Raw genomic sequence first — 16,780 nt, 5'->3', positions numbered from 1 at the left:
CCCGTTGCAACGTCACATTTGAGCGCTCACTTCGTTGGCTCGTCTTCGGCCTCCTCAACGTACTATCAGTACGCTTCCGGGGCCTCATCCTCGCCGCCTGGTGATCATCTCAAATCTGGCGGTGCGTTATGATTTCATGTAGAAGACGGTAATCAGTAATGTTCACTCCAGCGCTGCGCAGCCGATGGCGCCGTTGTGCTGGGGATGGGTCGGGACGACGACCTCCCGGCCGGTCTCCTGTGCCAGGAGCTTCATCAGTGCACCGTTCAGGGCTACCCCGCCGGTGAGCACGATGGTCGCCGACGGGAACCTGTGCAAGAGCGGCAGTACCCGGCGCACGAGGGTCATGTTCACGCCGGCGCAGAGTCGGGGAATGGTGTGTCCCCGCAGGATCTGGCCGATCAGTTCCGACTCGCCGAAAATGCCGCAGGTGGCGTCGAGTTTTACCGGCTCCTCCCAGTGGGAGGAAAGCTCTTCCAGGCTCACCTCCAGCACTGCGGCCATGTTTTCCAGATACCTGCCGCTGGAGGCGGCGCACTTGTCGTTCATGACAAAGTCGGTAAGCCGTCCCCCCTGCACCTGGGCCACCTTGGTGTCCTGCCCCCCCATATCGAGCATGGTGAAGTCGCGTCGGCCGGTCTGCAAGACGGCGCCGGCCACGTGGGCGCGGATCTCGGAAATGACCTTCGCGCCCTTGAGCCCCAGGGAATTACGACCGTAGCCGGTGACCTGGATGGCGGCCGCTTTCAGTTCTTCCGCGGCGAACAGGCCGGTTCCGGCCAGATCGAGGGTCAACTCCTCCCCTACGAGTCGGCCGAATCGCTTGTAGAAGGTGATGGTGTCGTAATCCGCCAGACGGATTACCCGGTCTCCTGCCAACACCGCAAACTTCGCCTTCCGGCTTCCCAGATCTATCCCGATCTTCATTGACGTCCCATCTCTCCCGGATTCCGAGTCCCGGATCCCGAGTCCCGCATCCCGAGTCCCACCCCTCTATCTTCCAGCATTTCCAGAAACCCCTCGATGCGGATCCTGGTTCGGGCATCGAGGGGGGACGGCTTGTCCCCCTCCAGGGTGAGCACCGGCACCGTCAGCTTTTTCCGGATGATCATGTCCTCAATCTGGCGGAAGCAGAAGGACTGGACATAGTGGACCACCGCATCGACCCGGCGCCGCTCCACCTCCAGGAGGATGTCAGCCAGCCGGTGGAAGATGTCATAGGGATAGGTGTAGGCCCGGTACTGTTCAACCAGATCGGTGATCCCGTAGGGCATGGCAAACTGGCGCTGAGTTTCGTTGAAGACCACTCGGGCGCCATGGCTTTCCAGAAACGGGTAGATGTCGTCGAAGATGGGGGGGACCCCGATGTAGGCGAGACGCAGGCGCTCCTTTCGCGGTTCGCGGGAGGCCGCAGTGAGCAGGAATTCATCCACCTCCGTTTCGAATGTGTCAGGATCGCCGTTCATGTCCGAGGTGCAGACCTGGAAATAGTGGTTCTCTCCGCCGGTGACCCGGTCTTCCTCCCAGGTGAGGCGGTCGATCTCCCGGACCTTGTGCCGGATCCGGTCCAGCCTCTCCTTGGCAGCGACGACGGCCGGCCACTCCACCCCGAAATGCCCCATGAGCTTTTCGATCTCGTGCCGGAGCGTTGTCCCGTCGCGGTCATGGGGGTAGGCGAAGGGGACGGCGTCAACTCCCTCCAGGGAGAGCACCTCCATGAGCGCCTTGGTGTAGCTGCAGTCTCCTTCGGTAACCGCCACCATTTCCCGGATACCGCTCTCCACCACCGCCCCGTAGATCCCCTTGATCCAGCCGCAGACGTTGCGCGGGAAGCCGGCGAGTTCCGCCTCTTCCATCATCCGGTGGCTCCGGTCGCTGGTGATGAAGATATTGTTCAGATCGACCGGGGTACGGTGGGCGGCAACGAGGATTTCCAGCGGGATGGTGGTGGTGAAGCCTGTTCGATTCAAGGACTCATTCCGATTTGATGAAGAGAAAATAGATGAGTGTCGCCCCGATGGCAAGCGCTCCGAAGGCGAAGGGGAGGGTGGACTGGACGGTCAGTTCGTTCCCCGCTTCCCCCATGAGGGTGTAGCGGATGAGGAACATGATGGAGATGAAGGCGAAGAGGGAGACAAGGACCGCTTTGGAGCGCTTGATTACCGCGAAGAAGAAGATGATTATCAGAAACCCGAGAAGCCAGGGGTTCTCCATGACCGATTTCATGGTCATGTTCTTGAGGAAGTTGACGATGTGCTCGGTTTCAAAGGGGGACAGGGTCTCCCGGGTCTTGTCGAGCATCTCCTGTTTGTCCATATCCCCTCCGTACAGATATCCGGCAGGTTTATATCAACTTCGCATAGTTCAATACCAGATTTTCCGGAAAATTCAAAGCAGGATTAACGGCTTTCTTGCCATGTGCAAATGCCTTGACAACTCCCCGGCCGGCAAACTACTATATATTGCTTGTGCGCAGGGTGTAAAAACCTGCGGAATTATGACAGCTTGGAGCGAGTTTTGACCTGGAAAGCGATCGGCATATTCGATTCCGGGGTCGGTGGCCTGACGGTGTTGAAGGAGATAATCAGGGCGCTTCCCCAAGAAGATACCATATATCTTGGCGATACGGCAAGGGTTCCCTACGGTACCAAGTCCCCCGAGACGGTCACCCGCTATGCGCGGCAGATCACGGCGTTTCTCGTCCAACGGGATATCAAGCTGCTGGTGGTGGCGTGCAATACGGCATCGGCCGTCTCCCTCGACGCGCTCAAGGAGAGCTTCGACCTCCCCATCGTCGGCGTCATCGAGCCGGGAGCGCGTCGGGCGGCAGCGGTGACCCGATCCGGCAAGGTCGGGGTCATCGGTACCTCCGGGACCATCAAGAGCAGTGCCTATTCCAAAGCGATCAAGCGGATCAACCCGGAGATCCAGGTGGTTACCCGTGCCTGTCCCCTGTTCGTCCCCCTGGCGGAGGAGGGATGGGTGGACAACGAGGTCGCCCGGCTGACGGCGCACGCCTACCTCCAGGGGCTTCGCGAGGAAGGGGTCGATACCCTGGTGCTCGGCTGCACCCATTACCCCCTGCTCAAGGGAATAATTGCCGATGTCATGGGTGATGACGTGAATCTGGTTGATTCGGCAGAGGAAACTGCCCATACCGTGGCCGAGATACTGGGCCAGCAGGATATGCTCCGTCCCGCAGCGGAACGGGGGAACCACCACTACTTCGTAACCGATGTCCCCGCCGGCTTCATCAGGGTCGGCAACCGTTTCCTCGGCGGTAAGCTGGGGGACGTCTACCAGGTCAATCTGGATGAGGAAGATGTGGGGGAGGTTGACGGTGAAACGCCCTAGACACCCCCGGCGGGGGAAGACCATTCTTGTCTTTGCATTCGTTATCTCGGCTGCGGTGTTCGGTGCGCTCATGCTGCAGAGGTACGAACAGCGACGGAACCCACCCCCGGTTCCTCCCCATGCCCAGGAAAGCGGGACGGTTCTCGTGACCCTGTTCTTCGCAGCAGCCGACGGGGCAGGTCTCGTACGCGAGGGGCGTGAAGTGGATACCTGCGGTGAGCCTACGGAATGTATCGGGGATCTCATCGCGGAACTGGCCAGTGGCCCCCTCGGTGACCTGTCTCCGACCATCCCCCCGGCCACCTCGGTGCGAGGGGTCGAGGTGGCCGGCGACCTTGCGGTGGTCGACCTGGGACGGGAGTTTGTCGACGGTCTGCCGGCCGGAAGTTCTGCGGAGATGACGGCCGTCTATTCCATCAGTGATACCATTGCGGTCAACTTCCCCCAGATACACCGGGTCGGCTTCCGTGTGGACGGAGAGCCGGTCAGTACCTTTGGGCATCTGGACCTGAGCCGGCCACTGGCACCCGACTTCTCCCTGGAACAGAAGTCCGCCGTTTCCCCTCCGGCCAGATGATCTTACGGCCGATGTTATCTTCTTCCCTTCCATAAACTTTACGGTAAAGGATATCTCTCCATGAAGCAGCCTTTTCTGCAGGCCATACGCGAGCGAGTACTGGTGCTGGACGGTGCCATGGGAACCATGCTTCAGGAGCGGGGGCTCAAGCCGGGTCAGTCGCCGGAGGAACTCAATCTCACCATGCCCGACGTAGTGGCATCGGTCCACCGGGAGTACCTGGCAGCGGGCGCCGATATCCTCGTTACCAACACCTTCGGCGGGAGTCGGGAGAAGCTCGCCCACTATGGGCTGCAGGACCGAGTCGGGGAGGTCAACGCCCGTGCGGTGGAGATCGCCCGGCAGGTGGCGGGGGACCATGCTTATGTCGCGGCATCCATTGGGCCGACCGGCCGGTTCGTCGAACCGGTGGGGGATCTTTCCTTCGACGCCATGGCGGATCTGTTCCGTGAACAGGCTGCGGCGCTCATCGAGGCCGGCGCCGATCTCATCACCCTGGAGACATTCCTCGACATCAAGGAAGCCCGTGCGGCGGTGATCGCCATCCGGGAAATCTCTTCCACCATTCCTGTTATCGCCATGCTCACCTTCGACGACAAGGGGCGGAGCGTGCTCGGCACCCCTCCCGAGGCGGCGGCCATAACCCTGGAAGCGGTCGGTGCGGACATCGTCGGTTCCAACTGCGGTCTTGGAGTGGACGGCATTTACGACATTCTTTCCGCCATGAGCCGCGTCACCCGTCTTCCCCTCATTTCCCAGGCCAACGCCGGCCTGCCGGTGCTCAGGGATGGCAAGACGGTATTCCCCGGTACCCCCGACGAGATGATTGCCTATCATGACCGGATGCTGGCGCTGGGGGTGCGGATCATCGGCGGCTGCTGCGGCACCACCCCTGCCCATATCCAGGCCATCAAGGAGGCCCTGGCGGGTAAGGACCAGGAGGCATCTCCTGCAGGTCCCCCCGTCGGAATGACCTTCCTCTCCAGCCGGAGCGGTTTCGTTGCCATCGGTGGGGACAATCCGGTGACTATCATCGGCGAACGTATCAACCCCACCGGGAAGAAGGGGTTTGCCGCCGAACTGCGGGAAGGAAAAGTGGCCTACATCCGTCGTGAGGCGATGGAGCAGGTGACGGCGGGGGCGCACCTGCTGGACGTGAACGTCGGCACCCCTGGCATCGACGAGCCGGCGGCCATGGAACGAGCTGTATTCTGCGTCACCGGAGCCGTATCGGTCCCGCTGGTGCTCGACTCATCAAGCCCGGAGGCCCTGGAGCGGGGGCTCAAAGCGGCGGACGGCAAGGTGCTGGTGAACTCGGTCAACGGTGAGGCGAAAAGTCTGATGCGGGTCCTCCCCCTCGTCAAAAAATACGGCGCTGCGGTAATCGGCCTGACCCTGGACGAGACGGGGATTCCCGAGACAGCCGACGCCCGCTGCCGGGTGGCCGAAAAGATCGTGGCCGCCGCCGGGGAACTCGGCATATCCCGGGACAATATTGTCATGGACTGCCTGACCCTCACGGTGAGCGCAGAGCAGAAACGGGCCATGGAGACACTGGCAGCGATCAGGCTGGTGAAGGAACGCCTGGGGATAAACACGGTTCTCGGGGTGAGCAACATCTCCTTCGGGCTCCCCTGCCGTCCGGTCATCTCCTCTTCCTTTTTCGCCATGGCCATGGCGGCGGGCCTCGACGCGGCGATCGTCAATCCCAAGGAGCAGGCGATGCTCGACGCCTGGCGCTCCACCATGGTGCTCCTCAACCGGGACCCCAACGCAGCCGCCTACATCGATGCCTACAAGGGGGCGGTGGCGGCCGCCGCTGACCTGCCGGTTGCCGATGCACCCCGAGACATTCGTTCCCTCATCTCCCGGGCCGTCATCGATGGCGAGCGGGAAACCATCATCGGCCTCGTGGAGCGGGCATTCGCGGAAGGGTTGACCCCCCTGCAGATCAGCAACGAGGCTCTCCTCCCCGGTCTTGAAGAGGTGGGGAGGCGTTTTGAGAAGAACATCTTCTTTCTTCCCCAGGTGATGCTGGCGGCCGAAACCATGCAGACTGCCTTCGGCCGACTGAAGCAGGAGATGAAGGGAGAGGCGTTCGCAAGTCTCGGGAAGATATTGATGGCCACGGTGGAGGGTGACATCCACGACATCGGCAAGAACATCGTCTGTACTCTCCTGGAGAACCACGGTTTCGAGGTGGTCGATCTCGGGAAGAATGTGCCGGCGGAGCGGATCATCGCTGCGGCGCGGGAGCAGGGGGTCGATGCGGTGGGCCTGTCGGCACTCATGACCACCACCATGGCAGAGATGGAAAACGTCATTGTCCGTCTGAAGGATGCGGGAATCAGGACCTTCACCATGGTGGGGGGGGCGGTGGTCACCCAGGATTACGCCGACCAGATCGGTGCCGACCTGTACGCCAGGGACGCCATGGAGGCGGTGGCACGGATCAGGCAGCTTCTCGGCAAGTGAAACGAAGCCACTGTCCCCACATGTGTGCGGAGGGTAGTCTGTTTCACCCGCTCACGGATTCAGGCAAGGGAAGAATAATCTCCGAGATACCTGAAATCTTTCACCCTTGCCTTCGTCCGAACCTGGATTTTTACTTGTTGCAACTATTTGATTTATGTGGTAGTTTGCATTAAATTACGCCATTTGACGGACAGGAAGCGGCCATGGTAGTGGGATTCAATCACAACGTGATGTACAAGGGGGACGTCTTCCACATCCAGACCGAGGACAGCGGCGTCAACAACCCCCACATCATCACCCTCCTCTACCGGGGAGGGACCATAATCTCCTCGAAAAAAACCAGTTATGCCGATATCCTCAAGGTCAACAACCTGGACCAGGTCGTCGAAGAGCTGATGAAAGAGCAGCACAAGGATATGCTGCGCCGCCTCAAGGCGGGAGAATTCGACGACCGCGCCTTTGGCGGGGTATCGGCAACCCCTCCGCCGGCAGCTCCCACACCCCGGCCAGCACCCTCCGCGGCAAAACCGGCAGCACCCCAATCCGCACAGTCCCCTGCCCCTGCACCAAAACCGGCGGCGCCCCAATCTCCCCCTTCCGCCTCTTCTCAGAAAGCCGCACCCGAGGCACCACGCCCCAAGCAGAGCCTTGATGAAATCATTCTCGACTACCTGGTTGCCGGCGACGACAAGTAGGTACCCATAATCCTGCTGCTGGAAAGGACACATACTGGTGAACGAACTGGTTACCCATCTGGAAGAAAAGGCCCGGCAACTCCGCGTTGCCATCGTCAAGACCCTCCATGCGTCGCAATCGGGACATACTGGCGGCTCCCTGTCGGCAATCGACATGGTCACCGCCCTCTATTTCCATAAAATGCGCCACAATCCGACGGACCCGGCCTGGGAAGGGCGTGACCGGTTTGTGCTGTGCAAGGGGCATGCGGCTCCGGCCCAGTATGTGGCCCTTGCGGAGGCGGGATATTTCCCCAGGGAAGACCTGATGATGCTGCGCCGCCTCGGCAGCCATCTGCAGGGGCATCCCGACAGCAAGGGGACTCCCGGTGTCGAAGTCTGTACCGGTTCCCTCGGCCAGGGGCTTTCCATGGCGGTCGGTATGGCTCTGGGGCTCCGGCTCGACCAGCGTGATAACCGGGTCTATGCCCTGCTTGGCGACGGCGAGCTGCAGGAAGGGCAGGTCTGGGAAGCGGCCATGGCAGCTGCTCACTACAAAGTGGACAACCTCTGCGCGATGGTGGACGCCAATGGCCTGCAGATCGACGGTGAAGTTACGAAAGTGATGAATGTGAACCCGATCGCCGACAAGTTCCGCGCCTTCGGCTGGCAGACCCTGGAGATCGACGGCCACGACATGGCGGCCATCCTTGCCGCACTCGACCAGGCGGAAACCCTCAAGGGAGGGCCAACGGTCATCGTGGCCCGTACCGTCAAGGGGAAAGGGGTTTCCTTCTTCGAGAACAAGGCCGCCTACCACGGCGTGACTCCCAGCGACGAGGAGCTGCCCCGGGCGCTGGAGTGCCTGGGGTGTTTCGAGGAGTAGAATTGAATAAAATACGTCCTATGGGACCTATTCGACCAATATGACCTATTTTGAAAGGAATTTGACATATGAGTTCAATGATCGCAACCCGTGATGCATACGGCGAGACCCTGGCGGAACTGGGGGGGGAAGACCCCCGCATCGTGGTGCTGGATGCCGACCTATCAGGCTCCACCAAGACCGGGGTGTTTGCAAAAAAATTTCCCGAACGGTTTTTCAACATGGGGATCGCCGAGGCCAACATGGTCGGCACGGCCGCCGGACTGGCGGCCGTCGGCAAGGTTCCCTTCGTCTCCACCTTTGCTATCTTCGCGGTGGGCCGGGCCTGGGAACAGGTACGTCAGTCGGTCGCCTATCCGAAAGCCAATGTAAAGATCGTTGCGACCCACGGTGGCGTCACTGTCGGCGAGGACGGTGGCTCCCACCAGTCGGTGGAGGACGTGGCGATCATGCGGGCGGTTCCCAACATGACCGTCATCGTGCCGGCTGACGGCGTGGAGACCAAGGCTGCCATTCGCGCCGTAGCCGCCTACAAGGGGCCGGTCTACGTCCGCCTCGGACGGAACAAGGTGCCGACCATATTTCCGGCAGATTACCGCTTTGAAATCGGTAAGGGGACCGAACTGGTGGCCGGTACCGACCTGACCTTCGTAACAACCGGGCTGATGACCGCCCAGGCGGTTGCCGCGGCTGAGCAGCTGAAGAAGGAGGGGGTCAGCGCCCGGGTCGTGCATATCGGCACCGTCAAGCCGCTGGACCAGGAGATCATCGTCAAGGCCGCCCGGGAAACGGGTGCCATCGTGACGGCTGAGGAACACTCCATTGTCGGCGGGTTGGGGAGCGCCGTGGCGGAAGTGCTGGCGGAGCAGTGCCCGGTGCCGCTCAAGCGGGTAGGGGTCAACGACCGGTTCGGGACCTCCGGCAAGGCGGAAGAGCTGCTGAAGTACTTCGGCCTTACCGCGGAGAATCTGGTAGAGACGGGTCGGGAGTTGCTGGCGAGGAAATAGCATGGGAACCAGTCCTGTCGGATCGAACCGGGGCTTCACCTATATAGTGGTGCTGATGATGGTGCTGATCATCGGCATCATGCTCGGGGCCGCGGGACAGGTCTGGACGACAGTCATGAAGCGTGAGCGGGAGGCAGAGCTCCTGTTTCGCGGCGGCCAGATCCGGGATGCCATTGAACGCTGGAAAAAACCCCGGCCCGGTCAGCCACCGCCCCGTCCCATCACCGATCTGAAGGATTTGCTGCTGGACCCCAATTCCCTGCAGAAAATCAGATACCTGCGCCGCCTCTATCAGGACCCTATTACCGGCAAGGATTGGGTGATTGTCAAGGACCCGGCAACGGGGATCATCGGCGTGGCAAGTTCCAGCGAAGAAACTCCCCTTAAGCAGGGGGGGTTCTCCGAACCCTTCAAGGATTTCGAAGGGAAGACCAAGTACAGCGACTGGCAGTTCGTCTACCGCCAGACGGTTCCGGGGACAAGACCGGGGACGATACCAGGGACGATACCAGGGACGATACCGGGGCAACAACAGACTCATTAAGCGGTTGACGTCCTGCCGGAGATGGACAATTCAGCGGAGGCAGGTTGGTCTTCAAAAGCCTGACAACCAGGGTCATCATCCTTACCATAAGCCTTCTGGCCTTCGGTATCAGCGTCTATACCTATCTTAACCTCAAGCGGGAACAAACCCAGCTCATCAATGCCGCGCGCGAAAGCACCGAACTTCTCCTCAACACTATTGAGCGAAGCATCTACAGCTCCATGCGGATCGGTAATACGGAGGATACGCGGGCCATTCTGGAAATGGTCGGGCAGAACACAAAGCTTGCCGGGGTGCGGATATTTCACCCCCACGGAACGATACTCAAATCCTCCATTCCCGGGGAGGTGGGGGGGTTGCTCAACCCTTCTGATTATCAACTGTTTCTGCAGGGGAAAAAGGAGGGGGTATTTGCGCAAGACGGGCTGGGGGAAGTGCTCGTTATGCAGAAGCCGATTTATAACGACGAGCCGTGCCACGTCTGCCACGGCGGTAAAAGCCGGATAATCGGTATTCTGGACGTCAATTATTCGCTTCAGGAGACGAGGAGGCGGATGTGGGAGGCGACCAGGCTGTTCATCCTCTCCACGGTGGCGATCGTCTGCTTTCTTGCGATCACCATCTCGCTGGTAATGTTCAAGTTCGTCAAGAAACCGCTCACCCACCTCACGGAAAAGATGGCCCTGGTGGAGCAGGGGGACCTGTCGGTCAGGATGCAGCCGTTCGGGAAGGACGAAGTGGGGCGGCTCATGTCAAGTTTCGACTCCATGGTGGAGCGGCTGGACAATGCAAAACGCGAGCTCGAACAGCTGCATTTTCAGCAGATGGAACGGGCTGACCGGCTGGCATCGGTAGGGGAGATGGCCGCCGGCATAGCCCACGAAATCAAAAATCCACTGACCGGCATTGCTGCGGCCATTACCATTATAAAGGACGACTTCACTCCCGCGGACCCACGGACGGAAATCGTCAACGAAGTGCTGGAGCAGGTGAAGCGTCTCGACAAGACGGTCAACGATCTGCTCTTCTTTGGCAAACCGACGCCGCCGGAACCGACCTATGCCGACCTGAATGCCCTGCTGAAGAAGACGCTCATGTTTGCCTCCCAGCATCGGGGCGTGAAGAGTATCGAGAAGAGGTTGGAACTGCAGGAAAACCTGCCGCCGGTGTATGTGGACGGCAAGCAGATTCAGCAGGTGCTGCTGAATCTGATCCTCAACGCCGTCCAGGCCATGCCTGCCGGCGGCCTGCTGACCATAACGAGTCAACTGGTCGAACAGGCAGGCAAGCAGTGGGTTCGCGTCAGTATTGCCGATACCGGCCAGGGGATCCCCCCCCTGATTCTGGGGAAGATTTTTACGCCATTCTTTACAACCAAGGCCCAGGGGACCGGGCTTGGCCTGGCCATCTGCCACAAGCTTGTCACGCAGCATCAGGGAACCATTGCCGTTACCAGCGAAGACGGGCGAGGAACCGTATTCACCGTTTCCCTCCCCGCCGATCAGCTTCCCTGCGGCCCTGACAATGATCAACCGACTAACCCCATTCCGATAGAAAAGGAGCACCCGTGAAAAAAACGAAAATCCTGGTCGTTGACGACGAGCATCTGATCCGCTGGTCGCTCGAACAAAACCTGAAGAAACAGGGGTACGAGGTGACATCCGCGGGTAACGGGGAAGATGCCCTGAGAATGGTGCGTGAGGACCAGCCCGATCTGGTGCTGCTCGATATCCAGTTGCCGGGGATCAATGGGCTGGAGGTTCTGGAGCGGATCAAGGAAATCGATGAGGAAATCATCGTCATCATGGTCACTGCCCACGGGGGGCTGGAAACTGCGGTCAATGCCATGCGACTCGGCGCCTATGACTACATAAACAAGCCGTTCAACCTGGACGAGATGGCGATTGTCATCAAAAAAGCGCTGGAGACGTCAGACCTGCGCCGCGAGGTCGCCCGGCTGCGTAGCGAACAGAAGAAGATCGGTCCTCCCCAGATAATCGGAAACAGCAAGCATATGAAAAATGTCCTGGAGATGATGGACAAGGTGGCCAAGAGCGATGCAACGACCGTCCTGATCCAGGGAGAATCGGGGACGGGCAAGGAGCTGGTCGCCAAGTGGATACACTATGAGTCGAGCCGTGCGGAGAAGCCTTTTGTCGCCATCAACTGCGCCGCTGTCCCCGCCACCTTGCTGGAGAGCGAACTGTTCGGTCACGAAAAAGGAGCCTTTACCGACGCCAAGGCGACCAAGAAAGGACTCTTCGAGCTGGCCGACGGTGGCACCGTGTTTCTCGACGAAATCGGCGACATGGAGATGGGGATGCAGGCGAAACTCCTCCGCTTCCTGGAAGACAGGACCTTCCGCCGGATCGGCGGTTCCAAGGTGATGAGCGTCGATGTCCGGATCGTCTCTGCCACCAACAAGGACCTCCTCAAGGCAATCGACGACAAATCATTCCGTAACGACCTCTATTACCGGCTCCAGGTAATCCCCATTTACCTCCCCCCCTTGCGGGAGCGGAAGGATGACATTCTTCTCCTCGCCAAATATTTCATCGAGCACTACTGCAAGGAATTCAACAAGCATGTCAGGGGCATATCCAATATGGCGGAGAAGCTCCTGGTGGAATACCACTGGCCCGGAAATATCCGCGAGCTGAAGAACGTCATCGAGCGTGCGCTGATTCTGGGGAGTGAGGAAACGCTGCTGCTGGAACATCTTCCCCTGGAGATCGTGGCCCGTGCTTCCTCCACCGTGGCCCCTGTGGCCACCTTCAAGCTCCCCCCCGAAGGTGTTGACATCGAAGAGGTCGAGAAGGAACTGATCCGCCAGGCACTGGAAATATCCGACTGGAACCAGTCCAAGGCGGCAAAAAAGCTGAGCCTTGGCATTGACGCCTTTCGGTATCGGATGAAAAAATTTGGATATCTCAAGTAACGGCGAGTAATGTGGTCGGCAGCGATGTATATCTCCAGGAGATGAAGACGCCGCCAGGCAAGCGCTATGTCACTTCTTTGAAATTAAAAGGCATTGTTGTTGCATATTGACCTACTGTTGATTTGGACGGGGCTCGGAAAAATTTTCGTAAACCCGCCGATACGACGCCAGTTTGAGGAAGCATGTCACGATGCTACGCTGGTCAGGACGCACCCGTTGGTGGCTATTTCGCCTAATGCATGTGTTATTTCACGTTGGATGATCTGAGGGATTGCTGTTGCTGATCCTCTTATCTTAGCCCGAATCGGCGGCAGTTGCCGTTTTTCTGTGGCGAAGCTGTAGACAGCATGAAACGAGGTATGGATTACATGAACAAATTAGTCGTGATGATGGCAGTAGTTGGCGTATCGCTTGTGATGGCTTCGACCGTCCTGGCCGGTGCGGGCAAGGTCGCCTATACGGTGCACAATATGTCCAGTACCAACCCCGGTGGGCTTAACCGTTTCATAGCGAGCAATAATGAAGACCAGATATGCATTTTCTGTCATACCCCCCATAATGCCAGGCCATCGGTTCCCCTCTGGAACAAGGTCATGCCGGGCCAAGCGTTCAATATGTACACAACAGCCAGTCTCTCTCCCGCCGCCAGGGCGGTTACCGCACCGGGCCCCGAATCGCTCCTCTGTCTGAGCTGTCACGACGGGCGAACGGCCATTAACGTCCTTCATAATGCAAGAAGCACCGCTACCACAGCCACGGGGAGCAAGGGAATCGAGTACGTTGTCGATATAGGAGGGTCCTTCAGCGACGCGACGACACCGGCCAACACCGCAGAGGGATTGCCGGCAGGCGTTGGCCTGTCTATCGGCATGTTTGGTTTCGGTGGTACCTATGGCGCCAATCTGGGTAAGATTGGCGGACCGGACACGACGGATATGAATCAGCTCACCTATGGCGGCAATCTGATGGATGATCACCCTATTTCGTTTTCCTATGACGCAGCCCAGGGAAACAAGCCTACCAAGCTCAACAGCCGAGCAGTAGTTAGTTCCAATAGCAGTTATGCGATTCGTTTCTTCGGGCCCACCAATCGTCTCGAGTGTTCCAGTTGTCATGATCCCCACGTTCCTTATGGCATGGACCGTATGGGGACCACCGGAGTGGGTGACGTAAAGCTCAGGCCGTTCCTCGTTATGGACAACACCGGTAGTGCTCTCTGCTTTGCCTGTCACAACAAGTAGGTCGATACCTATTGACTGGAGAATAATTGCAGGGATCGTCTGGGCGCTGTTGCTAAGTGTCTTCGCGATCCCCTTTTTTTGTAACGGTATTTCACGTAGTTATGAATATTTCTAGGCAATTTATCGTGTGTGGCAACGTCGAGGGGCTCTAACGAATTGCTGTGTAATCACGAAGGGTTGTGGTATTCGCCAGGGTTGCTGGGGTGATGCCCTGCCAAGGCATTAATTTTGCACTTTAATGTTACCAGAAATACATGTCTATCTATCGGCATATCATTAACCGTCTGTTTTTATTAGTATCCGGAGGCATTCACATGCTAACCAGATTGCACACCACACTCGTCATCATGCTGACCGTTCTGGTCATATCGCTGACAAGCGTAACATTTGCCGCAACGGTGCCCGTGGTGACCGTGCTGAGCCCCGTCACCAAAAACGTCAGCTCGCCACTCAGGGTTGTTCTGGACGCGCAGGGAAATTACTACGTGACCGATCCCCGGGCTGGTGGCGTGTTGAAGTTCAACACGTACGGCAGGTTGGTCAAATTGATCCCTACGACGTATCCTTCGCTCGGGATAGCACTGGACGACAAGGGAAATCTGCTGGTGAGCCAGGGGAGCTACGTGGTTGTTCTGGATCAGAATGGTGCGGAACTGGGGCGACTTGGTTCGGGGGCCGGGCAGTTCAAGAAGGCCAACGGCATCGCCATCGACGGGAACGGCTACGTCTATGTAGTGGACAGCCTCGATAATAACGTCAAGGTATTCACGGCCGACGGGCAGTATGTGAAAACCTTCGGCAGCACTGGGACCGCTGCGGGGCAATTCACCATGCCGACTGCAATTGCCTACGAGAAGAAGGCCAACCAGATTGCAGTGGCCGATACCCTCAACGGGCGTGTGCAGTTTTTTGACGCTTCGAATCATACCTACGCCAAGACAATCGGTTCCTACGGCGGGAACCCCCTCCAGTTCAGTTCTCCCCAGGGAGTAACCTTTGAGTACGATGCCGCCGGTAATCTGAGCCGGATGTACGTGGTCGACACCTTTCAGAGCACAATACAGGCCATCGATCCGACGGGGACCGGCGTGTTCCTCGCGTTCATCGGTTCCTACGGTACCGCAAACGGCCAGCTGATGGTGCCGGGCGATGTGCTATTCGATCCGGTCAACAAGCGGCTCATTGTCACCAACGGCTACGGATATCTGACGATGTTCGGCATCGATGGGGGGAGCAATCCGGCTAAGACCACTCCGCCAACCTTGGCCATCGGCCCGGTACCTGCCAACGTCAGCACGCCCAATATCACTATCAGCGGCACCGTGGAGGCAAGCAGCACGGTTGCCGTTACGACCAGTACCTCGGCGGCGGCATCCGCTGTTGCATATACCTCAGCTACTACCTGGACGTGTGATATTACCGGCCTCGTCCCCGGCGGCAACGTACTTACCGTAACAGCCACGGACGGGGCGGGGAACACGGCCATCCAGTCGGTGAACGTCATCTATACCATTCCCGCGCCGTCGCTCACCCTTGGCACCGGTCTTCCCACCCTGACACGGGTTCCCAACCTGACCTTGACCGGCATGGTTGACGCAGGGGCGACGGTCAGTGTCAGCCAAAACGGTGTAGCCGGTACCGTAACAGGGAATGCAGTCGTTGCAGGAACCGGTTGGAGTTACGCGGCAACCCTTGTGGAGGGGAGCAACAACTTCACCATTACTGCCCAGACTCCCGGTAGCAGTGCAGCGGTGATCAACACGAGCGTTACGCTCGATACGACCCCGCCGGCACTCACGGTTTCAGCGCTTGCCGACGGGAGCTACACCAGCACACAAACCCAGAACATAGCCGGTACCGTGACCGATGCCAATCTGAACAGTGTTACCGTGAACGGTCAGCCGGTTGCGGTTGCCAACGGCACTTTCAGCACGGCGGTGACCTTGGCTGGCGACGCCAATGTGGTGAGTATCGTCGCTACCGACTTGCTCGGCAATACCAGCACCGATGCCCGGACGATTTATTTCAATGCTACGGCGCCGGTCATCACCATTGCATCACCGGCTGACAACGCCATCACCAACCTGACCACTCTCACCATCAGTGGCGCTGTGGATAAGATTGCGTCGGTTACCGTGGCCGGTAAGGCAGTCAAGGTGGATGCCGGCAATAACTGGACCACTACCCTCGACATGGTTGCAGGACAGAATACTCTCACCGTCACGGCAGTGGATCTTTATGGCAACACGTCGACCCTCAAGAGGACCGTCACCGTGGATATGACGAGTCCGGTTCTGGCGATTGCCACCCCCGTGCAGGACCTTGCCACCAATAAGCCGAATGTCGTCCTGTCCGGAACGGTGAGCGATTCCAGTGCCATTGCGGTCAGCAGTTCTGTTAATGGTATTATCACGCCGATTACCGTTACTGCCGGAGCGTTCTCGTTCAACGTTGATTTCCCGGGCGAGGGGGTTTATGCGGTGCAGGTCATTGCCACCGATGCGGCTGGCAACGTTACCACCTCCACCCGGACTATCACCTATGACACTACGCCGCCGCAACTGGCGGTCAATCCGACGAGCGCCTACATGCCTGCCAAACTGGCCGGAACGGTGGAGCAGGGTGCGACTGTTCTTCTCAAGAGCGGTACCACTCTGCTTGCGACGGCGGCTGTTGCCAATGGCGGGTGGAGTGCCGATCTCGGTACGGTTACCTACGATCCGACCACTCTCCAGATACTTGCCTACGACGCTGCCGGTAACAGTACCGCACTCGGGCTGAAATACCAGTTCCCCGACGGCGATGTGGATGGAGACGGGACGGTCACCATGGCCGATGCCCTGACGGCAATTCGACTTGTCGTCAACAATGGTACTCCGACGGCAAGCCAGCTTGCCCATGGCGATATCGGCCCGCTGCTTAGCGGCAAGCCCAACCCGAACGGGACCATCGACCTGGTCGATGCATTGCTCATATTGAGAAAAGCGGTAGGCCTGAAGAGCTGGGACCTGCCGTAGAGGAAGTCAGGTAACGCCAGTGCATTGCCTGTAGAGTAATGTCACGGCTGACGTATCAGGTAAAGGA

14 protein-coding genes are annotated in these 16,780 nt (G+C 58.9%); 11 read left to right on the top strand and 3 right to left on the bottom strand.

What is annotated here, in order from left to right; genetic code table 11:
• Window positions 1-162: 162 nt before the first annotated feature.
• From LDN04_RS01725 to LDN04_RS01715, 3 genes are read right to left on the bottom strand one after another with little or no spacing between them, the layout of a single operon-like run.
• Entirely contained in the window at window positions 163-927 is a 765-nt protein-coding gene (locus LDN04_RS01725; protein WP_223905719.1) for an acyl-CoA dehydratase activase, read from the bottom strand.
• Entirely contained in the window at window positions 924-1,970 is a 1,047-nt protein-coding gene (locus LDN04_RS01720; protein WP_223905718.1) for a 2-hydroxyacyl-CoA dehydratase, read from the bottom strand. The genes LDN04_RS01725 and LDN04_RS01720 overlap by 4 nt, the downstream gene beginning before the upstream one ends.
• 4 nt (window positions 1,971-1,974) lie before the next feature.
• Window positions 1,975-2,316, bottom strand: a complete 342-nt coding sequence (locus tag LDN04_RS01715; RefSeq protein WP_223905716.1) for a hypothetical protein — start codon at window positions 2,314-2,316, stop codon at window positions 1,975-1,977.
• 201 nt (window positions 2,317-2,517) lie between these two features.
• Between LDN04_RS01715 and murI the strand changes: the two genes are divergently transcribed.
• The 11 genes from murI (at window position 2,518) to LDN04_RS01660 (ending at window position 16,713) form a co-directional block, all read left to right on the top strand.
• Window positions 2,518-3,354 (top strand): glutamate racemase, encoded by an 837-nt coding sequence (murI, locus tag LDN04_RS01710; protein WP_223905715.1) that lies wholly within the window; start codon window positions 2,518-2,520, stop codon window positions 3,352-3,354.
• Window positions 3,341-3,931, top strand: a complete 591-nt coding sequence (locus LDN04_RS01705; protein ID WP_223905713.1) for a GerMN domain-containing protein — start codon at window positions 3,341-3,343, stop codon at window positions 3,929-3,931. Before murI ends, LDN04_RS01705 begins: the two co-directional genes overlap by 14 nt.
• A gap of 60 nt (window positions 3,932-3,991) precedes the next feature.
• Window positions 3,992-6,406 carry a homocysteine S-methyltransferase family protein gene (locus LDN04_RS01700; RefSeq protein ID WP_223905712.1) on the top strand — a complete coding sequence of 805 codons (2,415 nt, stop codon included), beginning with the start codon at window positions 3,992-3,994 and terminating at the stop codon, window positions 6,404-6,406.
• A 203-nt stretch (window positions 6,407-6,609) separates the two neighbouring features.
• Window positions 6,610-7,101 (top strand): hypothetical protein, encoded by a 492-nt coding sequence (locus LDN04_RS01695; protein ID WP_223905710.1) that lies wholly within the window; start codon window positions 6,610-6,612, stop codon window positions 7,099-7,101.
• Window positions 7,102-7,138: 37 nt separating this feature from the next.
• Window positions 7,139-7,966, top strand: a complete 828-nt coding sequence (locus LDN04_RS01690; protein ID WP_374045121.1) for a transketolase — start codon at window positions 7,139-7,141, stop codon at window positions 7,964-7,966.
• Window positions 7,967-8,034: 68 nt separating this feature from the next.
• Window positions 8,035-8,973 carry a transketolase family protein gene (locus LDN04_RS01685; protein ID WP_223905709.1) on the top strand — a complete coding sequence of 313 codons (939 nt, stop codon included), beginning with the start codon at window positions 8,035-8,037 and terminating at the stop codon, window positions 8,971-8,973.
• Window position 8,974: 1 nt separating this feature from the next.
• Window positions 8,975-9,517, top strand: coding sequence for a type II secretion system protein (locus LDN04_RS01680; protein WP_223905707.1), 543 nt, complete (start codon window positions 8,975-8,977; stop codon window positions 9,515-9,517).
• A 44-nt stretch (window positions 9,518-9,561) separates the two neighbouring features.
• The gene (locus LDN04_RS01675) at window positions 9,562-11,088 is read left to right on the top strand and encodes an ATP-binding protein (protein WP_223905706.1); all 1,527 of its coding nucleotides are present in this window, start codon (window positions 9,562-9,564) and stop codon (window positions 11,086-11,088) included.
• Window positions 11,085-12,455: a sigma-54 dependent transcriptional regulator gene (locus LDN04_RS01670; RefSeq protein WP_223905704.1), complete on the top strand. Its 1,371-nt coding sequence runs from the start codon at window positions 11,085-11,087 to the stop codon at window positions 12,453-12,455. Before LDN04_RS01675 ends, LDN04_RS01670 begins: the two co-directional genes overlap by 4 nt.
• A gap of 368 nt (window positions 12,456-12,823) precedes the next feature.
• A complete protein-coding gene (locus LDN04_RS01665; protein ID WP_223905702.1) occupies window positions 12,824-13,696 on the top strand; it encodes a cytochrome c3 family protein in 873 nt (290 codons plus the stop codon).
• A 314-nt stretch (window positions 13,697-14,010) separates the two neighbouring features.
• A complete protein-coding gene (locus LDN04_RS01660; RefSeq protein ID WP_223905700.1) occupies window positions 14,011-16,713 on the top strand; it encodes an Ig-like domain-containing protein in 2,703 nt (900 codons plus the stop codon).
• The last annotated feature ends 67 nt before the right edge of the window (window positions 16,714-16,780 follow it).

Source organism: Geobacter sp. AOG1 (assembly GCF_019972315.1).
Taxonomy (GTDB): Bacteria; Desulfobacterota; Desulfuromonadia; order Geobacterales; family Geobacteraceae; genus Geomobilimonas.
The sequence above is the reverse complement of the archived record's forward strand: the minus strand, read 5'-3'. Positions and strand labels throughout refer to the sequence as shown.